Annotated in this window: 21 protein-coding genes; 17 read left to right on the forward strand and 4 right to left on the reverse strand. The window is 65.3% G+C overall.

The window, feature by feature from the left end; all coding sequences use genetic code 11:
• The first annotated feature begins 106 nt into the window (after positions 1 to 106).
• Both L0963_RS01980 and L0963_RS01985 read left to right on the forward strand, forming a co-directional pair.
• Complete coding sequence (locus tag L0963_RS01980) at positions 107 to 613, forward strand: MarR family winged helix-turn-helix transcriptional regulator (RefSeq protein ID WP_003049460.1); 507 nt, start codon at positions 107 to 109, stop codon at positions 611 to 613.
• A 74-nt stretch (positions 614 to 687) separates the two neighbouring features.
• Entirely contained in the window at positions 688 to 1263 is a 576-nt protein-coding gene (locus L0963_RS01985; RefSeq protein ID WP_186402949.1) for an NADPH-dependent FMN reductase, read from the forward strand.
• A 2-nt stretch (positions 1264 to 1265) separates the two neighbouring features.
• Here L0963_RS01985 and L0963_RS01990 read toward each other — a convergent pair whose 3' ends face one another.
• Positions 1266 to 1703 (reverse strand): MarR family winged helix-turn-helix transcriptional regulator, encoded by a 438-nt coding sequence (locus L0963_RS01990; RefSeq protein WP_186402950.1) that lies wholly within the window; start codon positions 1701 to 1703, stop codon positions 1266 to 1268.
• Between the two features lie 127 nt (positions 1704 to 1830).
• Here L0963_RS01990 and L0963_RS01995 point away from each other — a divergent pair, with 127 nt between their 5' ends.
• From L0963_RS01995 to L0963_RS02020, 6 genes are all read left to right on the forward strand, one after another.
• Positions 1831 to 3489 carry a long-chain-fatty-acid--CoA ligase gene (locus L0963_RS01995; RefSeq protein ID WP_234178514.1) on the forward strand — a complete coding sequence of 553 codons (1659 nt, stop codon included), beginning with the start codon at positions 1831 to 1833 and terminating at the stop codon, positions 3487 to 3489.
• A gap of 123 nt (positions 3490 to 3612) precedes the next feature.
• The gene (locus L0963_RS02000) at positions 3613 to 4740 is read left to right on the forward strand and encodes an alpha/beta hydrolase (protein ID WP_062901848.1); all 1128 of its coding nucleotides are present in this window, start codon (positions 3613 to 3615) and stop codon (positions 4738 to 4740) included.
• The gene (locus L0963_RS02005) at positions 4741 to 5721 is read left to right on the forward strand and encodes a phosphotransferase family protein (RefSeq protein WP_062901849.1); all 981 of its coding nucleotides are present in this window, start codon (positions 4741 to 4743) and stop codon (positions 5719 to 5721) included. It abuts the gene before it with no gap.
• Positions 5718 to 7016: a phosphopyruvate hydratase gene (gene eno / locus L0963_RS02010; RefSeq protein WP_186402951.1), complete on the forward strand. Its 1299-nt coding sequence runs from the start codon at positions 5718 to 5720 to the stop codon at positions 7014 to 7016. The genes L0963_RS02005 and eno overlap by 4 nt, the downstream gene beginning before the upstream one ends.
• A complete protein-coding gene (locus L0963_RS02015; protein ID WP_062901851.1) occupies positions 7013 to 7933 on the forward strand; it encodes an NAD(P)-dependent oxidoreductase in 921 nt (306 codons plus the stop codon). Before eno ends, L0963_RS02015 begins: the two co-directional genes overlap by 4 nt.
• A 111-nt stretch (positions 7934 to 8044) precedes the next feature.
• The gene (locus L0963_RS02020) at positions 8045 to 8737 is read left to right on the forward strand and encodes an alpha/beta fold hydrolase (RefSeq protein ID WP_186402952.1); all 693 of its coding nucleotides are present in this window, start codon (positions 8045 to 8047) and stop codon (positions 8735 to 8737) included.
• Between the two features lie 110 nt (positions 8738 to 8847).
• On the opposite strand, the gene L0963_RS02025 is transcribed toward L0963_RS02020, so the two are convergent.
• Positions 8848 to 10005, reverse strand: coding sequence for a 5-methyltetrahydropteroyltriglutamate--homocysteine methyltransferase (locus tag L0963_RS02025; RefSeq protein ID WP_409574542.1), 1158 nt, complete (start codon positions 10003 to 10005; stop codon positions 8848 to 8850).
• On the opposite strand from L0963_RS02025, the gene L0963_RS02030 reads away from it, so the two are divergent.
• Positions 9986 to 11551 (forward strand): long-chain-fatty-acid--CoA ligase, encoded by a 1566-nt coding sequence (locus tag L0963_RS02030; protein ID WP_217372683.1) that lies wholly within the window; start codon positions 9986 to 9988, stop codon positions 11549 to 11551. The genes L0963_RS02025 and L0963_RS02030 overlap by 20 nt on opposite strands.
• Before the next feature lie 29 nt (positions 11552 to 11580).
• On the opposite strand, the gene L0963_RS02035 is transcribed toward L0963_RS02030, so the two are convergent.
• Positions 11581 to 12078, reverse strand: coding sequence for a DUF3237 domain-containing protein (locus L0963_RS02035; protein WP_186402955.1), 498 nt, complete (start codon positions 12076 to 12078; stop codon positions 11581 to 11583).
• Positions 12079 to 12202: 124 nt separating this feature from the next.
• On the opposite strand from L0963_RS02035, the gene L0963_RS02040 reads away from it, so the two are divergent.
• Genes L0963_RS02040 through L0963_RS02050 form a run of 3 tightly spaced genes read left to right on the forward strand, consistent with a single transcriptional unit; the run spans position 12203 to position 15680 of the window.
• A complete protein-coding gene (locus L0963_RS02040) occupies positions 12203 to 14446 on the forward strand; it encodes a TonB-dependent receptor (protein ID WP_186402956.1) in 2244 nt (747 codons plus the stop codon).
• A gap of 29 nt (positions 14447 to 14475) precedes the next feature.
• Entirely contained in the window at positions 14476 to 14973 is a 498-nt protein-coding gene (locus L0963_RS02045) for a nuclear transport factor 2 family protein (RefSeq protein ID WP_186402957.1), read from the forward strand.
• Positions 14970 to 15680 (forward strand): glutathione S-transferase N-terminal domain-containing protein, encoded by a 711-nt coding sequence (locus L0963_RS02050; RefSeq protein WP_186402958.1) that lies wholly within the window; start codon positions 14970 to 14972, stop codon positions 15678 to 15680. Before L0963_RS02045 ends, L0963_RS02050 begins: the two co-directional genes overlap by 4 nt.
• A gap of 60 nt (positions 15681 to 15740) precedes the next feature.
• Here L0963_RS02050 and L0963_RS02055 read toward each other — a convergent pair whose 3' ends face one another.
• Entirely contained in the window at positions 15741 to 16508 is a 768-nt protein-coding gene (locus L0963_RS02055) for an SDR family NAD(P)-dependent oxidoreductase (RefSeq protein WP_062901858.1), read from the reverse strand.
• A 104-nt stretch (positions 16509 to 16612) separates the two neighbouring features.
• Here L0963_RS02055 and L0963_RS02060 point away from each other — a divergent pair, with 104 nt between their 5' ends.
• From L0963_RS02060 to L0963_RS02080, 5 genes are read left to right on the forward strand one after another with little or no spacing between them, the layout of a single operon-like run.
• On the forward strand, positions 16613 to 17908 hold the full coding sequence (locus L0963_RS02060) for a spinster family MFS transporter (protein WP_186402959.1): 1296 nt from the start codon (positions 16613 to 16615) through the stop codon (positions 17906 to 17908).
• A complete protein-coding gene (locus L0963_RS02065) occupies positions 17905 to 18792 on the forward strand; it encodes an SDR family NAD(P)-dependent oxidoreductase (protein WP_234178516.1) in 888 nt (295 codons plus the stop codon). Before L0963_RS02060 ends, L0963_RS02065 begins: the two co-directional genes overlap by 4 nt.
• 10 nt (positions 18793 to 18802) lie before the next feature.
• Positions 18803 to 19198, forward strand: a complete 396-nt coding sequence (locus L0963_RS02070) for a nuclear transport factor 2 family protein (protein WP_058812519.1) — start codon at positions 18803 to 18805, stop codon at positions 19196 to 19198.
• Positions 19199 to 19210: 12 nt separating this feature from the next.
• Complete coding sequence (locus tag L0963_RS02075; protein WP_058812518.1) at positions 19211 to 19858, forward strand: carboxymuconolactone decarboxylase family protein; 648 nt, start codon at positions 19211 to 19213, stop codon at positions 19856 to 19858.
• Positions 19855 to 20769, forward strand: coding sequence for an SMP-30/gluconolactonase/LRE family protein (locus L0963_RS02080; protein ID WP_062901861.1), 915 nt, complete (start codon positions 19855 to 19857; stop codon positions 20767 to 20769). Before L0963_RS02075 ends, L0963_RS02080 begins: the two co-directional genes overlap by 4 nt.
• Positions 20770 to 20805 lie beyond the last annotated feature (36 nt).

Genomic DNA, 20805 nt, shown 5'->3' on the forward strand with positions numbered 1-20805 from the left:
AAGCTAAGTATATGGGTTGCCCCTCCCTGTCCAATGATATTGGTATATCGAAGCATATTGCCGGGCAAATCATAGGCCCCTAAGGTTCGGGAAAAGGGGAAGAGAATTGGCGAAGAAGACCCAGACGTTTCGGCATCCGGCCGAATATTACACCAATCCCGAAAACAGCATCGGCTATCTGGCGCGCATCGTCTTCCGCTCCTTTTCGCGGCTGCTCGAGCGCGGAACGCTGACCTATGATGTGTCGGCGGGGCAATGGCGGTTCCTGCGTCAGCTGTGGCGCGAGGACGGCATCACCCAGCGCGAACTGAGCGAGCGTGTCGGCATGCGCGAACCGACGACGGTGGTCGCGCTCAAGGGGCTTGAGAAGGCGGGCTTCATCACGCGCAAGAAGACGTCGGACGACCGGCGCAAGACCTTCATCCATCTGACCCCGCACGCGCGCAAGCTCGAGCTGATCCTCGCGCCGATGAATGCCGAGGTCCATGAAATCGCGACCCGCGGCATGACCGATGAAGAGGTTGAAACGCTGCAGGCGCTCATGCGCCGCGTGATCGAGAATCTGGCCGACGAAACCGCCAAGCTGTCGACGCTGTCCGACATCAAGGCCTGACCCCTTTCGCAACGGGCTTGCGGACGTCCGCGATAATAGGTTAGTATTCTAATCATTATTGCGGGGAGGGTAAATTGCCGAAAATTGCCGTTGTCGTCGGAAGCACGCGCGAAGGATCGTTCAACCGGGCGCTGGGCAGGCTCGCCATTCGCGCGCTCGAGGCGCAAGGGGCTGAGGTCACCGACGTGGATCTCGCCGGCTACGACCTGCCGCTCTATTCGGCCGCGATCGAATCCGGCGCCTTTCCCGCCGATGCCGAGCGGTTGAAGCGTGTCTTTGCGGCGCAGGACGGGCTGTTATTTGTCTCGCCCGAATATAATGGCTCGGTGCCGCCGCTGCTCAAAAATGCGATCGACTGGGCGTCGCGGCCGACGGGCGACGAGGGGCTTGTCGCGCTCGTCGCCTATCGCGGCAAGGCGGCGGCGATCATGTCGGCCTCGGTCAGCCCGTTCGGCGGGTTGCGCGGCCTGATCCATCTGCGCCAGATCCTGTCGACGGTGCAGACGCTCGTGATTCCTGAACAGGTGCTGATCCCCAACGCGCATGCCGCTTTCGACGAGAGCGGCGCGTTGAAGGACGCGCTGCCCGCATCGCTGGTCGACATGACGGCGATGCGGCTCGCCAAGGTGGCGGCCGCGCTCGCCTCCTGACCCTAGGCCGGGCGGCGTTCCTTGTTGTCGCCCCAGTCGGCCTCGAGCGTCGCGAGCAAGGCGTCGAAGCGGTCGTGGCCAAGCCGATCGGCCAGCTGGTCGGCGAGCTGATCCATCGCGCGCTGCGCGTCCTGACGCATCCGGGCGCCCGTTTCGGTGAGCGAGACGATCATGTGCCGCCGGTCTTCGGGATCGGGCGCCAGTTCGACCATGCCCAGCTTGACCATCTGGTTGATCGTGCTGTGAATCGCCTGCCGCGAGACGCCCAGATTGCGCGCGATGTCCGACGGGCGCACGATACCGCTGACGATATTCGTCATCACCATCGATTGCGGGCGGCTGATGTCAGGCCAGCCGCGATCGTGCAGCCGTGCCTGCAGCCCTTCGTCGAGCCAGCAGAAGCGTTGGAAAAGAGCGATGATAAGCTGGTTGGTGCGCATGGAGTGACGCGATATTCCCCGTTTTCGGCGGCACGCCGATGGTGCGCACGCTAGAAGAAGCGCGGGGGCTAGGCAAGGCGCGGCTGAGCGTGTAAAGACAAAATGCTTAGTATACTATGTTTTTGGAATGAGCGAGGAAGAGGCGCCGCCGATGGACGGATTGATGCAGAATGTCCCGCTGACGGTCGACCGGATTTTCGACCATGCGGCGGCCTGGCACGGCGCGCGCGAAGTCGTGTCGCGCGACGCCGAAGGGCGCGTCACCCGATCGACCTATGCCGCAATCCACGCCGATGCGAAGCGGGTATCGAACGCGCTGGTGGCCGCCGGGATCAAGCCGGGCGACCGCGTTGCGACGATGGGGTGGAATGGCGCGCGGCACCTGGCCGCCTGGTATGGCGCGGCGGGGATGGGGGCGGTGCTTCACACGCTCAATCCGCGGCTGTTCATGGAGCAGATCGCCTATATCGCCAATCATGCCGCCGACCGGTTGCTGATCGCCGATCCGGCGGTGGCCGATCTGGTCGGCGAATTGCTGGCACAGGTGCCGTCGATCGAGCAGGTGATCTTTTTCTGCGATCGCGCTGCGCTGCCGCAAACACCCTATCCCGCGCTGGCGTTCGACGACTGGATCGCGGGCTATCCCGCCGAACATGACGGGGGCGGGTTCGACGAAAACAGCGCCTGCGGCCTGTGCTACACCAGCGGGACGACGGGCAATCCCAAGGGCGTGCTCTATTCGCACCGCTCCAACTATATCCACATGCTGATGACGCTGCAGCGCGATGCGCTGGCGTTGTCGGCGCGCGACACGGTGCTGCTCGTCGTGCCGATGTATCATGCCAATGCGTGGGGCGTCGTCTATTCGGCGCCCGCGGTCGGCGCGAAGCTGGTGCTGCCCGGACAGCGGATGGACGGCGAATCCATCTATAATCTGATCGAGGAGGAGGGCGTGACCTATTCGGCCGCGGTGCCGACGGTGTGGCAGATGCTGCTCCAATATTTGCAGGAAAATGGCAAGCGCTTCACGACGCTGGAACGCGTCACGATCGGCGGGTCGGCGTGCCCCGAATCGCTGATCCGCACCTTCCGCGACGATTATGGCGTCGATGTCATCCAGGGGTGGGGGATGACCGAAACGTCCCCGCTCGGCACGGTGTCGGTCCCTAATGCCTCGGTCGCGGCGAAGGGGGACGACGCGCAGATGGCGTATAAGCTCAAGCAGGGGCGGTTGCTGTGCGGGCTGGAGATGAAGCTGGTCGATGATGCCGGCCACCGCCTGCCGCACGATGGCAAGACGCCGGGGCGGCTGATGATCAAGGGGCCGACGATCGCGCGCGGCTATTTCGGCGGGGAAGGCGGCGATGTGCTCGACGATGAGGGCTTTTTCGATACCGGCGATGTCAGCACGATCGACGGCGAAGGCTATATGCAGATTACCGACCGCGCCAAGGATGTCGTCAAATCGGGCGGCGAGTGGATCAGTTCGATCGAGATAGAGAATATCGCGACCGGCCATCCCGCGGTCGCCATCGCCGCGGTCGTCGGCATCGCGCATCCCAAATGGGACGAACGGCCGATCCTGCTATGCGAGCTCAAGCCGGGCGTGCACGCGGGGGCCGACGAAATCCGCGCCTATCTGGACGGCAAGATCGCCAGATGGTGGATGCCCGACGACATAGTGTTCGTCGACGCCATCCCGCTCGGCCCCACGGGCAAGATCGACAAGAAGGCGATCCGCGCCGGGCTGGAGGGGTATGAACTGCCCTTCGAGGTGAGCCGTTAATATGTTTCCCACGCTCGTCATCCCGGACTTGATCCGGGATCCATTCTCTCGACGCTGGTTAAATGGATCCCTGATCAAGTCCGGGATGACGATTATGAGATATAACAGGCAGGAGAGAGACTGATGGACCCGAACGGGATTGCAGGACTGGACGCACAATTCATCGGCCGCACGTCGCCGACCGCGCCGCGGATTCAGGCGGGCGGCCATCCCTGTCAGGGCATATATTGGACCGAGGCGGGCAAGCGGCCCAAGGTCGCGATCATCGCCACCCATTATAATGTCGATTTTTCCGAACATTATATCGCGCCCTATTTTGCCCGCGCCGGTTTTGGCTTTCTCGGCTGGAATACGCGCTATCGCGGGTTCGAGGACCAATTCCTGCTCGAACATGCCATCCTCGACATCGGGGTCGGAATGAAGTGGCTGAAAGAAGAGGCCGGGGTCGAACAGATCGTGATCCTCGGCAATTCGGGCGGCGGCTCGCTGATGGGCGCCTATCAGGCCGAAGCGATCGCGCCGACCTTGACCGACCGGCTGCCGTCAATCGGTCAGGATGCGCTGGCGCAGCTCATCAAGGGCAATCTCTATATCAGCTTCAACGCCCACCAGGGACGTCCCGAAGTGCTGACCGACTGGATGGACGCGTCGGTGATCGACGAAAATGATCCGACGCTGACCGATCCCGAGCTCGACCCGTTCAATCCCGACAATGGCCCGCCCTATTCGGACGCTTTCATCGAAAAATATCGCGCCGGCCAGCGCGCGCGCAACCAGCGCATCACCGATTGGGCAAAGGCCGAACTCGCGCGGCTCAATGCGGCCGGAATCCCCGACCGTATCTTTCCGATGTTCCGCTGCTGGGGCGACATCCGCTGCGTCGATCCGGCGATCGACCCGTCGGACCGCAAGCCCAACTGGTGCTATCGCGGCGACCCGGCAATCGCCAACCGCACCCCCAGCATCGGCCGCGCCAATACGATCAAGACCTGGCTCAACATGTGGAGCCTCGAAACATCGCCGTGCCAGGGGCAGCCGCACCTCGCCAAGCACGACACCCCCGCGCTGGTGGTGCAGGGGCTCGCCGACACCGGCGTCTTCCCCAGCGATGCGCGCAAGATCTTCGACTTCCTCGGCACCGCGGACAAAAGGCTCGAACTGATCCCCGGCGCGCATTATTTCGAGGATTCGATCGAAGAACGGCAAAATGCCGCCGATCTGGTCAGCAGCTGGATCCGGGAGAAGCTGTAAGTGGACACGGCGACCGCCGACATCATTGCGGGATTGCGCGCGGCCGGGCTGGCGGGCGAGGGCGAGGTCGTCCTCGAGCCATTGACCGGCGGCGTGTCCTGCGACGTGTGGCGGGTCGACGGCCCGGCGGGGCCGATCGTGGTCAAGCGGCCGCTCGAGCAATTGCGTGTCGCCGCCGATTGGCACGCACCGGTCGAACGCGGCGCGAGCGAGGTGCGCTGGCTGCGCCGGGCGCGCGGCGTCGATCCGCATCTAGTGCCCGAGGTGCTGGCCGAATTGCCCGGCCACGGCTTCGCGATGCGCTTCCTGCCGGATTGTCCGGTGTGGAAGGATGAATTGATCGCGGGCCGTGTCGATCCGGGGTTCGCGGCGGCTGTCGGTCGCGGCATCGTGGCGGTCCACGCCGCGACCGCGAACAGCGCCGCCGACCGCGACGCCTTTCCGACCGATGCGATGTTCCGCGCGCTGCGCGTCGATCCCTTTCTGCTGTTCGTTGCGCAAAAGGATGCGGAGTGCGCGCCGGCGCTCTACGCGCTCGCCGACGACCTCTCGTCGCGCAAGGTGGCGCTCGTTCACGGCGACGTCAGCCCCAAGAATATTCTCGTCGGTGCAGACGGGCCGGTGTTCCTTGACGCCGAATGTGCAGTCTATGGCGACCCGGCCTTCGACCTTGCCTTTTGCACCACGCATCTGCTGCTGAAGGCGGTGTGGCTGGGGAACGAACGGCTCGGCGAGGCCGCGGCGGCGCTGGTCGAGACCTATCGCGCCGGCATCGATTGGGAAGACGCCGACGCGCTGGCGCTGCGCGCCGGCAAACTGACCGCCGCGTTGCTGCTCGCGCGGGTCGAGGGCAAATCGCCCGCGCCCTATCTGACCGACCGCCATCACAAACAAATCGTGCGCGATCAGGCGCGTGCGTTGCTGCTCGCGCCGACGCCCATCGATGCGCTCGTCGCAAACTGGAAAAGGACCAAGGAATGACGTCGCCTATCGCTTCGGTTGCCGGCCGCCAGCTTTGGGATTCGCGTGGCCGCCCCACGGTCGAGGCGGAAGTTATCCTCGAATCGGGCGCGGTTGGCCGCGCCATTGCGCCCGCCGGTGCCTCGCGCGGCGCGCATGAGGCGATCGACCTGCGCGACGGCGGCCCGGCCTTCGGCGGCTATGGCGTCAATGGCGCGGTCGCCGGGATCGGGGCCGAGATCGCGCCCGCGCTGATCGGCATGGATGCGGGCGACCAGGCGGCGGTCGACAAGGCGCTGTGCGATCTCGACGGCACCCCGAACAAGGCGCGGCTGGGGGCGAACGCCGTCGTTGCGGTGTCGATGGCGGTGCTGCACGCGGCGGCCGCCGACGCGCGGCTGCCGCTGTGGCGCTACCTCGCCGGGGACCGCAAAGTCCGCATCCCGCTGCCCGAGATCCAGATTTTCGGCGGCGGCGCCCACGCCGGGCGGCGCACCGACGTGCAGGATTTCATGATCATGTGCCCCGCGGCGGGCAGCTTTCGTCGCGCACTCGAAATCACCGACGATGTGTATCGCGCCGCGGGCAAGTTGATGGAAGCCAAGGGGCCGCTGTCGGGGGTCGCCGACGAAGGCGGCTGGTGGCCGAATTTCGCCTCGAACGAGGATGCGCTGGGCACGCTGACCAAGGCGATCGAGGCCAGCGGGCACCGCGCGGGCGAAGACGTCTTCATCTCGCTCGACATTGCGGCGAACGAACTCGGCGATGCCTCGGGCTACAGCTTCGCGCTCGACGAGGGGCGATTGACGAGCGAGGACATGGCGGCGCGCATTATCGAATGGGCGGGACGCTATCCGATCCTGTCGATCGAAGACCCGGCGGGGCAGGATGACTGGACCGCGATGGCGGCGGTCACCGCAGCTATCGGCGACCGGGTGCAAATCATCGGCGACGATGTGCTCGTCACCAATGCGGCGCGCGTCGAGCGCGCGGGCGATGCAGCGGTGTGCAATGCGGCGCTAATCAAGGTGAACCAGATCGGCACCGTCACCGAAGCGAAGGCCGCGCTCGATGCCGCGGTCGCGCGCGGCTGGGGCGCGATCGTCTCGGCACGCTCGGGCGAGAGCGAGGATGTCACGATCGCGCATCTGGCCACCGGCTGGGACGCGGGGCAATTGAAGGTCGGCAGCTTTACCCGCTCCGAACGGATGGCGAAGTGGAACGAGATGCTGCGGATCGAGGAAGCGATGGGCGCCGAGGCCGAATTTGCCGGCTTCTCGGCCTTTGCGGGGTCGATCGGGCGGGTCGCGGCATGATCGTTCTCCACGCCCGCCCAAGCCCCGGCTTCCGCGCGGCGGTCGATGCCATCTTCGGCGCGGGCGTCGTGACGCATGTCGACGAAGCCGCACCGCTCGACGCGGTGGCTGGCGAGATCACCGCGCTGCTCCATGTGCTGACCCCCGTAACGGCCGACTTCATCGCTTCGGCGCCCAGGCTCAAGCTGATCCAGAAGCTCGGCGTGGGCGTGAACACGATCGCGCTCGACGCGGCGCGCGAGCATGGTGTCGCGGTGTGCAACATGCCGGGCACCAACAGCCAGGCGGTCGCCGAAATGGCGCTGTCGCTGATGATGGCCGTGCTGCGCCGCACCTGCTTCTTCGACGCGCGGACCCGCGCCGGTGAAGGCTGGACCGCCGATCCGTCCGAACTCGATTCGGTGGGCGAGGTCGGCGGGCGCACCGTGGGGCTCGTCGGGTTCGGCAATTCGGCGCAACTGCTCGCGCCGGTGCTCGCCGCGCTGGGGGCGCGGGTGGTCTATACGGCGCGGCGCGAGCGCGACGGGCCTTATGAATTTCTGCCGCTTGGCCAGTTGCTCGCGGAGAGCGATATCGTCTCGCTGCACATGCCGCTGACCGAAGAGACGCGCGCCAGCATCGACCCGTTCGCGATGAAGCAGGGCGCGATACTGGTGAACACCGCGCGCGGCGAACTGGTCGACGAGGATCGGCTGGTCGCGGCGCTGACCGCGGACCATCTGCGCGGCGCGGGGCTCGACGTGTTTGCGGAGGAGCCGTTGCCGCGCGGGAATCCGCTGCTCGGCCTGCCCAATGCGGTGCTCGCGCCGCATGTCGCATGGCTTACGCCCGAGACGCTCGTGCGCAGCCTGACGGTGGCGCATGAGAATTGCCGTCGGCTGGGGGCGGGCGAAGCGCTGCTGCATCAGGTGGTATGAAACATTTCGTCATTGCGAGCGGAGCGAAGCAATCCAGTGCGGTTTACGCCTGCTCTGGATTGCCGCGTCGCCTTCGGTTCCTCGGAATGACGACGCTTTAGGATTGACCCCATGACGCTTCCGATCGTCCTCATCACCGGCCAGCTTTTGACCGAAGCCGTGTGGCAACCGCTCCTTGACGCCTGGACCGACCGCGAGGTCATCGTCGCCGATAACCGCAGCGACGATACGATCGCGGGCTTCGCGCAGCGGCTGCTCGACAATGCGCCGCCGAAATTCGCGCTGGTCGCACACGCCATGGGCGGCTTCATCGCCTTCGAGGTGATGCGCCGGGCGCCCGGGCGGGTTGCGAAGCTGGCGCTGATCTCGACGCTCGCCTCCGCCGATGGTCCAGCGCAGACGGCGCGGCGGCAGGGCTATATCGACCTCGTGACAAGCGGCCGGTTCGATCAGGTCGTCGAGGAGCGCATCCCGATCCTGTTTCCGGAAGAAAAGCGCGGCGACGCGCGCCTGCTCGGCATCGCGCGGCAGATGGCGGCGGATACCGGCGCCGACACTTTCCTCGCGCAGCAGCGCGCGATCATGGCGCGCATCGACAGCCGCCCGCGCCTGGGCGAGATTGCGGTGCCGACCCTGCTGATCTGGGGCGACAAGGACGGCATCACCAGCCGCGCGCAGCATGACGAGATATTGGACGCGATTCCGGGCGCGCGGCTGGAGGTGATCGCGGGGGCAGGGCATCTGCCGATGGTCGAGGCACCGGAGTTGGTGGTGCCGTTGTTGGCGGATTTCATCGACGCATAACGGTCGTCATTGCGAGCGAAGCGAAGCAATCTCCAGCCATCGGTCTCGCACAAGGCCGGTAGCTGGAGATTGCTTCGTCGCTCCGCTCCTCGCAATGACGATGGGATAGGCTATTTCAACTCCGCCCGTACCAGCGCCGCCCCGTCGACCATCGCCTTTAGCTTGGCCTGGCTATGGTCGCGGCTGTGATATTTCATCCCGCAATCAGGCGCGATCCACAGCCGTTCGGCGTCAACATAGCGCAGCGCCTCGCGGATGCGGCCCGCGACGATTTCGGGCGTTTCCACATCGGGCGTCGACAGGTCGAGCACCCCGTACATGATCGTCTTGGTCGGCAGTTCGGCGAGGATCGCGGGGTCGAGCCCCGGCTGCGCCGCCTCGATCGAAATCACGTCGATCGCCGACGCTTCGAGTTCGGCGAGGAAGTCATAGGCCTTCGGCTTCGGCCCCGTCGCCCCCGCGCTGTGGTGCACCATCGCATAGCCGAAGCAGATATGCAGCGCGGTCGTGCCGCCGACGCCATCGAGCGCGCGGTTGATCGCCTCGATCGCATAGGCGTTCGCCTCGGCGGCGCGCGCCTGCAGATAGGGTTCGTCGAGTTGGACGACATCGACGCCGGTGGCGAACAGATCCTTCACCTCGGCATTGACCGCATCGGCATAATCCATCGCGAGCGATCTGAGGTCGGGATAATAGGCGTTCTCGGCCTGCTGGGTCATGGTGAAGGGGCCGGGCAGGGTCAGCTTGACCGGCTTGGTCGAATGGCGACGGAGAAAGGCGGCGTCCTGCGCCTCGATCGGCGCCACGCGGCGGATCGGGCCCGAGACGAGCGGCACCGGATTGGCGTTGCCGGTGCGGTCGATCGCGGTGCCATGCTGTTCGGTGTCGATCCCCGACAGCGCGGTCGCGAGCCGGTTCGAATAGCTTTCGCGGCGCATCTCGCCGTCGCCGACGATGTCGATGCCCAGCTCTTCCTGATCGCGGATCGCCATCAAGGTCGCGGCTTCCTGCGCATCCGCCAGCCAGGGTTCGGGGATGCGCCACAAAGTCTCGGCACGCACGCGTGGCGGCAGGCTGGCCTTCAATCGTTCGCGGTCGATCAGCCAATCGGGTTGGGGGTAGCTTCCGACGATCGTTGTCGGCAGGATGGGGTGATCGAACAAGGCGGATCCTCTCGCTTTTTTGCTGGCCAAGTATTTGCTTAGTATTCTATCTAATTCAAGATCAAAGTGACGATGGGAGAGCGAAATGATCGATCTGGAGGCCATTCGGACGCTGGCCGATATTCCGGCGGCGCAGGCGCGCGCGCGTGGGCAGGCGGTCGCGGTCAAATATGGAGATCGCGAAACGAGTTTTGCCGCGCTTGATGCGCAGTCGAACCGGGTCGCGAACGCGCTGCTGGCGTCGGGGGTGGGGCCTGGCGACCGGGTGTCGGTGCTGACCAAGAACCACGACGCCTGGTATCCGCTCTTCTTCGGCACCGCGCGTGCGCGCGCCTGCTTGGCGCCGATCAACTGCCGCCTCGCCGCGGGCGAGATCGGTTTCATTTTGGGCGACGCGGCGCCGAAGCTGCTCTTCGTGGGCGAGGATTTCTTCGACACCGCGCTGGCCGCGGTCGCCGGGTTTGCCGAAAAGCCGCGGTTGGTGGCGCTTTATGGCGCGCACCCCGACTTCGAAAGCTTCGACGCCTGGCTCGGCGATGCGGCCGCGACCCCGCCCACCGACGCGCCGCAACTCGCCGACGATGTGTTGCAGCTCTATACGAGCGGCACCACCGGGCGGCCCAAGGGCGTCGTGCTCGCCAACAAGAATTACCGCCGCTTCCTCGAAATGGCGACCGAGGTCGATGGCTTCGCCTATGGCGAGGACGAAACGGTGATGATCGTGATGCCGCTGTTCCACGTCGCCGGCACCAATGTCAGCTTTTCGGGGCTGGCGCAGGGCGGGCGGCTGGTGCTGGTCAAGGATTTCGTCGCGGACGATGCGGTGCGGATGCTGACGGAGGAACGCGTTGCGCACGCCTTCCTCGCGCCCGCGATGATCCAGATGATGCTGCAACAGCCCGCCGCAGCGACAGGCGACTATTCGGCGTTGCGGTCGATCGCTTATGGCGCCTCGCCAATCGCGGAGGATGTGCTGCGCCGCGCGCGCGCGACCTTCGGCTGCGATTTCGTGCAATTCTACGGCATGACCGAAAGCTCGGGCGGCGGCTCCTACCTTTCGCCCGCCGCGCACGACCTGCCCGGCAAACTCACCTCATGCGGTCAGCCCTGGCCGCAGACCGAGATGGCGATCCTTGATGGCGAGGGGCGGCCGCTCGGTGACGGCGAGATCGGCGAGATCGCGATCCGCGGCGACATCGTGATGAAGGAATATTGGAACCGCGCCGAGGCGACCGCCGAAACCGTGATCGGCGGCTGGCTGCACACCGGCGATGTCGGCTATCGTGACGCCGACGGTTTCTACTTCGTCCACGACCGGATCAAGGACATGATCGTGTCGGGCGGCGAGAATGTCTATCCGGCCGAGGTCGAAAGCGCGATCATGGGCTGCCCTGGTGTCGTCGATGTCGCGGTCATCGGCGTGCCCGACGACAAATGGGGCGAGGCGGTCAAGGCGCTGGTCGTCCCCGCGCCCGGCGCCACGGTCGATCCCGCCGATGTCATCGCATGGGCGCGCGAGCGCATCGCTGCCTACAAGGCGCCGAAGAGCGTCGAGACGATCGACGCGCTGCCGCGCAATCCCTCGGGCAAGGTGCTGCGCCGCGAACTTCGCGCGCCCTATTGGGAAGGCCGCGACCGAGCCGTGGGCTAGGGGCGGGGCACTGCCTCAGGCATTTCGCCTCACAATATCTCGTGGATCACATGGCGCACGCCGAAGTCGGTGCGCTCGCCGACTCCGACGGCGAGCAGACCGTTGAGCCAGTCGTATCGGGGACTCGCGGTCTCGAACACGGGCGCGATTCGCAGATAATAGCGCGCAGGATCGACATGGGGCGCGGCAGGGTCGGCGAAGGCGGTGCGGACGTCGTCGGGAATCAGGCTGCGCCCCGTATAGCTGAGGTAGATGAGCGCGCCGTCGTCGGTCTGCCACACCGCGCGCGCATCAAAGGTGCCGACCGACGCCGCTTCGCCCAGCCGCCCGCCGCGCGACCAATTGCCGCCACCCGGCAGAACGATGCCGTTGATTCGCGGTCCGAAAAATCGTCCGCCGGTGATATAGCCGAGCCGCTGGTCGCCGAAAGGCGACGCGCCGATCCCGATCAGGCCGCCGCCGACCTCGAACTCCACGGTGCACAAGGGGCGGCTCGCAAGCGCGCTCTGGCGATTTTCGTCGGTCATAATGGGAATCCTCTCTTGAAACTCTGGACAAGCATAAAACCATTAGTATACTAAGGGTCAATCAGATTGACGGATCGGACGGAGAAACCGGTACCGTTGCACTAGGCTTTATGGGAGGGTGAAGATGAAGGCTCGACATTCGAATCTGCTCGCTGGCGTCGCGACGCTTGCGATGCTGGCTACCGCCGCGCCGGCGATGGCGCAGACTGCCGACGATGGCGCCGATACGTCCGCGGAAGCAAGCGTCAGCGGCAATGAAATCATCGTGACGGCGCAAAAGCGCGCCCAGAACATCCAGGATGTTCCGATCTCGATGGAGGTCGTCAGCGGCCAGCGGCTCGACGATTTCAACTCGAACGACATCAAGGCGGTGATGAATTACACGCCGAACGTCTTCGTCCAGTCGACCGCGGGCAATGACGTGATCTACATTCGCGGCTTCGGCTCGCCGCCGGCGAACTTCGCGTTCGACCAGTCGGTCTCGCTCTATGTCGACGGCGTCTACGCCGGCCGGTCGCGTCAGGCGCAGGCACCCTTCTTCGACCTCGCGCGCGTCGAGGTGCTGCGCGGTCCGCAGGGCGCCCTTTTCGGCAAGAACACCGCGGCCGGCGCGGTCAGCGTCGTGTCGGCGGGGCCGACCGACCAGTTCGAAGGCAAGCTGACCGCCAATTATAACTTCGATTTCAAGGGCACCGACTTTTCGGGCTATCTGTCGGGGCCGCTGACCGACACGCTGAGCGCGCGCCTCGCGATGAAGGTGCTCAACCAGCAGGGCTATATCCGCAACCTCGCGACCGACCATGACGATCCGGAGATCAAGCAGCAGCTTCTCCGCCTGACGATGAAATGGGAACCGTCGGCCAATTTCGATTACACCGCGAAGGTCGAATATGCGAACCGCGATGTCGTGGGCGGCATTACCGTGTCGAGCCCGCTGACCAGCGCGCAGGATCCGCACCTTACCCGCTATCTCGACAAGTCGGCGCTCGGCGATGAAGGGACCAAGACCAAATCGGTCATGATATCGGGCACCGGCAACATCGCGATAGGCGACTATACGCTGACGTCGGTGACCGGTTACAGCTGGTTCAACGCCAATATCGTCAACGGCTTCGATCAGACGATTCCGGGCGGCGGCGGCGCGTTTACCAACAATTCGGTATACAACAGCTTCCCCGAACGCTTCGAGCAATTCTCCCAGGAAATTCGCCTGTTGTCGCCGACCGGCCGCACCTTCGATTTCATCGTCGGCGCTTATTACGACCATGGCAAATACCGGCTCGACCAGCTGCAGGGCTTCAATATCGCCAACCTGTTCGGTTCGCCCTATTTCGGCCGCATCGACAGCCGCTTCAACCAGACGTCGGACAGCTGGTCGGTCTTCGGACAGGGTACGCTGAACCTGGCCGACACCTTCCGCGTGATCGGCAGCCTGCGCTACAGCCACACGAGCAAGGACGCCGATTTCGCCTCGCGGCTGGTCTATGGCCCGTTTGCGATCCGTCCGATCTCCAGCGCGGTCGGTTCGCTCAGCGAAGGCAATGTCGATCCGTCGGTGACGGTGCAGTTCGACGTCGCACCGCGCATCATGCTCTACGCGACCTATGGCCGCGGGTCGAAGTCGGGCGGCTTTGTGTCGAATACCCTCGGCACCACGAATGCGACCTTCGCATTCAAGCCCGAGCGCTCGACCAACTATGAAGCGGGCGTCAAATCGACGCTGTTCGACGGCAAGGTCGTCGCCAACGTCTCGATCTATGACACCCAGTTCAAGAATCTGCAGGTTTCGGTCTATCAGCCGGCAAGCTCCAGCTATCTGACCGGCAACGCCGCGAGCGCGACGTCGAAGGGCATCGAAGGATCGCTTGCGCTCTATCTGTCGCCCAACCTCGATATCACCGCATCGGGTGCGTATCAGGACATCAAATACGACGATTATCCGGGGGCTGCCTGCCTTGCGTCGCAGCCGAGTACCTGCACGCCGGCGACTAACAATCTCGCCGGCTATCGTCTCGCCTATACCTCGAAATGGACCGGCAATGTCTCGGCGCACGGCCGCGTGCCGCTGGGCGACGATCTGAAGCTCGACATTACGGGCGTCGCCGCGGGCCGCTCGAAATATTTCGACTCGGACAATCAGAGCCCGATTTTCGGCATCCAGAAAGGCTATGTGAAGCTCGACCTGCGCGTGCAGCTTTCGGATGCGGACGAGCGCTGGTTCCTGGCCTTCGTCGGCAAGAATCTGACCAACGAGCTGACGACGGGCAGCGCGTTCAACCTGCCGGCGCCGATCACCGCGGTTCCGCGCGCGATTCTCTATCTCGAACCGCCGCGCAACCTGTCGATCGAAGCCGGCTTCAAATTCTAGCAGTCCCGCTAGCTGGCAGTCCCACTAGAATGCCGACCGACGCGACCGCTATCGACGCTTTCCTTGACCGGGAAGCGGCGGTGGCGGTCGTGACCGCTTATGCCACCGAGCTCGATGCGCGCGACTGGGGCGCGTATCGAGCGCTGTTCGCCGACCGGATCGCGATCGACTATGGCGCGATCGGGTCGATCGTCGCGACGATCGATGCCGATGAATGGACGCGCCGCTGCCGCGCGCTCGAGGGTTTCGACGCTACCGCGCACCGGCTGCACAATGTGCGCGCCGAGATCGAGGGCGATCGCGCCGTGGTGACGGGAATCGTCGATGCGGCGCACTTCATTACCGTCGATGGCGCCGCGCTGATGGGCGACCTTGTCGGTCATTACACCCACCATCTGATTCGCGACGGGCGATGGCGGATCGCAGGTGTCACGCTCACCGTTGCGGGCTACCCGGCGGGGAAGCCTGCCTTCGACGCCGCATTTGCCGCCGCCCGCGCCCGTTTTGCCGAAAGAGGAATTGCATGATCGAGGTTTATTTCACCCCCACGCCCAACGGGCACAAGGTTTCGATCATGCTTGAAGAGACGGGCTTGCCGCACCGCCTGCTCAAGATGGATGTGCTCGCGGGCGATCATCTCACCCCCGACTTTCGGCGCATCAACCCCAACGGACGCCTGCCCGCGATCGTCGACCATGAACCGATCGGCGGCGGGGCGCCGCTGCCTGTCTTCGAAAGCGGCGCGATCCTGCTTTATCTTGCCGAAAAGAGCGGCAAGTTCCTGCCCGGAAATCCGCGCCGTCGCAGCCAGGCGCAGCAATGGCTGATGTGGCAGATGGCCAGCTTCGGGCCGATGCAGGGGCAGGCGCATCATTTCATCCGCTACGCACCCGAAGGCCAGACCTACCCGACCGAGCGCTACCGGAACGAGACAGTTCGCCTGCTGCACGTTCTGAACGGACGCCTGTCCGAGGCAGACTATCTGGCCGAGGAATATAGCATCGCCGACATGGCGGCCTGGCCCTGGGCGCGCGCGGTGCAGCTGATCGGGCTGACGCTCGACGATTATCCTGCCGTTGCCGACTGGTTCGCGCGCGTGGGCGAGCGGCCGGCGGTGATTGCCGGAACCGACGTCAAGAATGCCGCCAACCTTGCGAGCGCGCGGCCCGTGCTGACCGAGGAGCAATGGTCGAACCTGTTCGGCAAGAATATGCTCGCCGCGCCGACGCGCTGACCTCCTGCGCCATTGCGAAGAGCGAAGCGACGCGGCTTCGCCCGCAATGACGAGCGTGGATCAGACGGTATCGGCATGACCCCACTGATATTCGATCTTTCCGGCGAGCCGCCGCACCGCGAGCCAGTCGCCCCCGGCCAAACCGTCATCCTCGATCAGCGCGATGACGCCGCCGGCGATATCCCTGGGTTCGCAGGCTTCATTATTGGCCAGCACTTGCTCCATCCACTCCGATTTGCCGCCCGCGCCCGTGGTGTCGAGGATCGGTGTATCGACAAGGCCCGGCAGCATCCCCGCGACGCGGACGTTGCATTCGGCCTTCAGCGGCGCGCAGCAGCGGGTGAACATCATCACCGCCGCTTTGGTCGTCGCATACATCGTATCGTAAAATCCGGTGCCGAGCGCGACGGTCGACACGGTGTTGACGATCACCCCGCCGCCGCGGCGGCGCATCGCCTGCACGGCGATCTGCGTCGCGGCGATCAGCGAGGTCACATTGACGTCGATGATCCAGCGGATGCGCGCCGCGTCGACGTCGGGAAATTGCGGCAGTCCCGATACGACCCCGGCATTGTTGTGGAGAATGTCGACGTCGCCATGCGCCGCGAACCAGGCTTCGGTCGCGGCGATGTCGGACAGGTCGAGGCGGTGGACCGTCGCTCGCGCGCCCGCCGCCTCGACGCGACCCGCCGTTTCGCGCAGGTCGATTTCGTTGACGTCGACAAGTGCGATCGCGGCGGCGCCGCGCTCGGCAAGCGCGACGGCGGTGGCGCGGCCGATGCCGCTCGCGGCGCCGGTAACGATGGCGGTTTTACCCTTGATATCCATTGCTCTCTCCCGTTCGATGTCGCCTTACCGTAAAGCACATTGACAGATAAACTTAAATACCTAAGTATTTTGACCCGACAAGAATCACATGTTTGGGGAGAGCCATGACGCAAGCCACCGCCCTTGATGCGGGCGCCGCGCCGGCCGACCGTTCGATCGCCGTCCGCCGCAATTTTGCGCTCGCGATGCTGTTCCTGGTCGGCACGATCAACTTCGTCGACCGCCAGCTGCTGTCGGTGCTCGTCGAACCGATCCGCGCCGATATGCAGTTCAGCGATACGCAGTTCGGCTTGCTCACCGGCCTTGCCTTCGCGCTCTTCTATGCGGCGATGGGCGTCCCGGTCGCGATGATCGCCGACCGGTGGAACCGGGTGAAGCTGATCGGTATCGCCTGCGTGGTGTGGAGCGGCTTCACCGCCGCGTGCGGCATGGTGTCGAACTTCTGGCAACTGGCGCTGATGCGCTTCGGCGTCGGCGCGGGCGAGGCGGGGGGCACCGCCCCGTCGCTGTCGGTGATCGCCGATTATTACCCGCCCGATCGCCGGCCGCTGGCGATCGGCCTGTTCACGCTGAACGGTCCGTTCGGCGTGTTCGTCGGCGCCGCCTTCGGCGCCTGGGCGGCGGCCAACATAGGCTGGCGCAATGCCTTCCTGGTCATCGGCGTCGTCGGTATCCTTGTTGCGCCGCTCTTGATCTGGCTGGTCCGCGAACCCGCGCGCGGCGCCATGGACAAGCAGCAGACGGCCGACGAAGCGCTGCCCTTTCGGCAGAGCCTTGCGATGTTCGTGCGCCGCCGGTCGCTGCGCATGGTGATGGTCGGCAGCGGCCTTGCCGCCTTCGTCAGCTATGGCATGCTCAACTGGATCCCGGCCTTCCTGATGCGCACCCAGGGCATGCCGCTCGATGCGATGGCGACCTGGTTCGCGCCCGCCGCCGGCATTACCTTCGGGATCGGCATCCTCGGCGGCGGCTGGCTGGTCAGCCACGTCGCGAAGCGATCGCCGCGCGCCTATGGATCGATTCCCGCTTTGGCCACCGCCGTCCTGATCCCGAGCTTCGCCGCGGCGCTCCTCGTCGATAGCTGGCAAGTGTCGCTTGCGCTGTTGCTGATCCCGATGGCGGCCTGCACCGCCTATGTCGCCCCGGCGCTGGCGCTGGTGCAGAATCTGACCCCGCCGCGCAGCCGCGCGACGGCCGCGGCGGTGCTGATGCTGATGTTCAACATCGTCGGCCTCGGCCTCGGTCCGCTGTTCATCGGCGTGGTGAGCGATTACCTCAAACCGGCCTATGGTGATGAAAGCTTGCGCTGGGCCTTGCTTGCCATCCTTCCCTTTGCCGTCGCCGCAGGGCTGGCCCAGTTCGCGATGACGCGCCACCTCGATCAGGATTTCGCCGAATGACCGATGTTGCAGGCAAGACGGCGTTCGTCACCGGCGGCGCCAGCGGGCTTGGTCTCGCGACGGCGCGGGCGCTGGCGGACAGGGGCGCGCGGCTGGTCCTCGCCGATATCGACGGAGCGGGGGCGGAAGCGGCGGCGGAAAGCCTGCGCGCCGCGGGGGCCGAGGCGATCGGGTTGCAGCTCGACGTGACCGACGAGGCAAGCTGGGCCGATGCCGGTGCCGCCGCGCAGGCCTTCGGCCCGATACGCATCCTGTTCAGCAATGCCGGTGTGGGCGGCGGTTCGGGGCCGTTCGAGGATTATGACACCGACGTCTGGCGCTGGAACTATGCCGTCAATGCCCATGCGCATCTTTATGCCTGCCGCACCTTCCTCGGTGCGATGAAGGCATCGGGCGAGGCGAGCCACCTCGTCATCACATCGTCGATGGTTGCGATCGTGCCGCCGCCGATCTCGGTCGCCTATATCAGTTCGAAATATGCGACGCTCGGCATCGCGATGGCGCTGCGCAACGAGCTTGCGGGCACCTGCGTCGATATTTCGGTCCTGATGCCGGGGATGTCGGCGACGCGCATTGTCGAAACGACGCGCGATCTGCGCCCGGCGCAGGTCGAGGTGGGCCGGGCGGCCGCGACCAGCCAGGCCATGCAGGGCGTGCTTGCGGGCGGAATGGACCCGGCAAAGATCGGCGCGCGCGTCGTCCAGGCGATCGAGAATGGCGACTATTGGATTTTCACCCACCCCGAATGGAAGGCGATGGCCGAACTGGTGACGCGCGACATGCTGACAGCCTTCGGCGAATCCGCCGATCCGGATTACAAGGGCGACGATATCGACGGGCTGATCGCGGCCAATGGCGGCCGCATGTTCGGCGCGCGGATTTGAGGAGAGACTGATGAACGAACAGGACGACATTCGCGCCATGGCGACGCGCTTCTTCGACGCGATCGAGCAGGGCGATATCGAAACGATGCAGAACAGTTTCACGCCCGATGCCGAGATATGGCACAATACCGACGAACTGATCGTGACCCCGGCGCAGACGGCGCAGACGCTGACCGGGATGGTCGCGCGCATCAAGGACCGCGAATATGCCGACCGCCGCCTGACCACCTTTCCGGGGGGTTTTGTCCAGCAGCATGTGCTGAAGGGGCGCCGCGTTCACGACGACGGCCCGGTGCGCCTGCCGTGCGCCATCATCTGCGAGGTAGAAAACGGCCGGATCACGCGCCTCGACGAATATTTCGACAGCGCGCACGTCGCCGAATTCCGCAAATTTGCCAACGCCTGAGGAGTCCGTTTCATGCCCGTCTTGCGCCAGGTTCCGCGGTCCGAAGTGACCGACGAGATCGTTCTCGCTTATTATCAGCGCCTGTTCGGCGACCGCGACCCGGTGGCCGAACCCGGTACCGCGACCGGCACGCCGGGCGATTGGTGGACCGTCTATGCGCTGTCGCCCGACATCTTCAAACATGCGGTCGACGGTTTCGCGGTCTATCGCAATCCGGCGCGTTCGATCGACCCGGTGCTGCGCGAGCTTGGGCAGACGCGCGCGGGCTGGGTGAAGGGCAGCCAGTTCGTCTTTTCGCAGCATTGCAAGTCACTGCGCGGTCTGGGGGTCAGCGAAGAGAAGATCGCATCGATCGCCCATTGGCAGGTCGCCGACTGCTATAACGATCAGGAACGCGCCGTCCTCGCCTATGCCGATTGCCTCAGCCAGGCGAACGGCCGCGTCCCGACGGCGGTGTTCGACAAGCTCAAGACCTTCTGGAACGACGAGCAGATTTTCGAATTCACCTACATCACCTGCCTCTATGACATGCACGCGGTCATCACCCGCGCGCTGCGCATGGAGTTCGACGCGCGCGAAGATCCGATCGTCGAGGTCGCGGCCCCCGAAGGCTTCGATGCCGCCGACTTCCTGAGCGCGCCGCGGTCGAAACCCGAATGAGCGACTTCGGCGCGCCCGAGGTCGTCGCCACCGGCCTGCGCTTTCCCGAAGGGCCGGTGCCGATGCCCGACGGGTCGGTGCTGCTCGTCGAGATTGCCCGCGGCACGCTGACCCGCGTCGCCCCGGACGGAAGCCTGTCGATCGTGGCCGAGCTGGGCGGCGGACCCAATGGCGTGGCGATCGGCCCCGATGGTGCTGCCTATGTCTGCAACAATGGCGGGTTCCAGTGGACCCGGGCGGGGCCGCTGCTCTTTCCGGGTCATGCCGCGCACGACGCCGCCTGCGGCTCGATCCAGCGGGTCGACCTCGCCAGCGGGGCGGCGACGACGCTCTACGACAGTTTCGAGGGCGAGCGGCTGAAGGGGCCGAACGACATCGTCTTCGACCGCGATGGCGGCTTCTGGTTCACCGACCATGGTCAGGTGCGCGGCAGCGGCCGCGATCATGGCGCCATCTACTATGCCAGCACCGACGGCTCCTCGATCACGCGCCAGCGCGCCGAGATGATCGGTCCGAACGGCATCGGCCTCTCCCCCGACGGCGGGACGCTCTACGTCAGCGAGACCATGACCGCGCGCGTCTGGGCGATGGAGGTGGTGGCACCGGGCCAGCTCGCGCCGCCGCCGCCGTGGGCGCCGGGGCGGTTCGTCGGTACGCCGCCCGCCTTCCGCCTGCTCGACAGCCTTGCGATCGAGGAAGGCGGCCGCATCTGTGTCGGCACGATGGTCGAAGGCGGCATCACCATCTTCGATCCTGATGGCGGCGGGTCGGAGTTTCTACCGCTCCCCGATATCGGCGTGACCAACATTGCGTTTGGCGGCGCCGATCGGCGCGACGCCTATATCACCGCGTCGACCACCGGGACGCTCTACCGCGTCCGTTGGCCGCGCTCCGGCATAACCGTCAATTAAGTTGACGGTTATGCCGGAAGCTGCTAGAAGGATACT

Origin of the sequence: Sphingopyxis sp. NFH-91, from assembly GCF_021401285.1 — a bacterium.
Lineage (GTDB): Bacteria > Pseudomonadota > Alphaproteobacteria > Sphingomonadales > Sphingomonadaceae > Sphingopyxis > Sphingopyxis terrae_A.

Excerpts from the sequence above, each read along its gene's own strand:
- L0963_RS02070 (WP_058812519.1), top strand. The coding sequence starts at position 18,803 with ATGAACGAACAGGACGACATTCGCGCCATGGCGACGCGCTTCTTCGAC.
- L0963_RS02030 (WP_217372683.1), top strand. The coding sequence starts at position 9,986 with ATGATCGATCTGGAGGCCATTCGGACGCTGGCCGATATTCCGGCGGCG.
- L0963_RS02035 (WP_186402955.1), bottom strand. The coding sequence starts at position 12,078 with ATGACCGACGAAAATCGCCAGAGCGCGCTTGCGAGCCGCCCCTTGTGC.
- L0963_RS02015 (WP_062901851.1), top strand. The coding sequence starts at position 7,013 with ATGATCGTTCTCCACGCCCGCCCAAGCCCCGGCTTCCGCGCGGCGGTC.
- eno (WP_186402951.1), top strand. The coding sequence starts at position 5,718 with ATGACGTCGCCTATCGCTTCGGTTGCCGGCCGCCAGCTTTGGGATTCG.
- L0963_RS02045 (WP_186402957.1), top strand. The coding sequence starts at position 14,476 with ATGCCGACCGACGCGACCGCTATCGACGCTTTCCTTGACCGGGAAGCG.
- L0963_RS02000 (WP_062901848.1), top strand. The coding sequence starts at position 3,613 with ATGGACCCGAACGGGATTGCAGGACTGGACGCACAATTCATCGGCCGC.
- L0963_RS02060 (WP_186402959.1), top strand. The coding sequence starts at position 16,613 with ATGACGCAAGCCACCGCCCTTGATGCGGGCGCCGCGCCGGCCGACCGT.
- L0963_RS02050 (WP_186402958.1), top strand. The coding sequence starts at position 14,970 with ATGATCGAGGTTTATTTCACCCCCACGCCCAACGGGCACAAGGTTTCG.
- L0963_RS02055 (WP_062901858.1), bottom strand. The coding sequence starts at position 16,508 with ATGGATATCAAGGGTAAAACCGCCATCGTTACCGGCGCCGCGAGCGGC.
- L0963_RS02065 (WP_234178516.1), top strand. The coding sequence starts at position 17,905 with ATGACCGATGTTGCAGGCAAGACGGCGTTCGTCACCGGCGGCGCCAGC.
- L0963_RS02040 (WP_186402956.1), top strand. The coding sequence starts at position 12,203 with ATGAAGGCTCGACATTCGAATCTGCTCGCTGGCGTCGCGACGCTTGCG.
- L0963_RS02020 (WP_186402952.1), top strand. The coding sequence starts at position 8,045 with ATGACGCTTCCGATCGTCCTCATCACCGGCCAGCTTTTGACCGAAGCC.
- L0963_RS01990 (WP_186402950.1), bottom strand. The coding sequence starts at position 1,703 with ATGCGCACCAACCAGCTTATCATCGCTCTTTTCCAACGCTTCTGCTGG.
- L0963_RS02025 (WP_409574542.1), bottom strand. The coding sequence starts at position 10,005 with ATGGCCTCCAGATCGATCATTTCGCTCTCCCATCGTCACTTTGATCTT.
- L0963_RS01995 (WP_234178514.1), top strand. The coding sequence starts at position 1,831 with ATGAGCGAGGAAGAGGCGCCGCCGATGGACGGATTGATGCAGAATGTC.
- L0963_RS02080 (WP_062901861.1), top strand. The coding sequence starts at position 19,855 with ATGAGCGACTTCGGCGCGCCCGAGGTCGTCGCCACCGGCCTGCGCTTT.
- L0963_RS02075 (WP_058812518.1), top strand. The coding sequence starts at position 19,211 with ATGCCCGTCTTGCGCCAGGTTCCGCGGTCCGAAGTGACCGACGAGATC.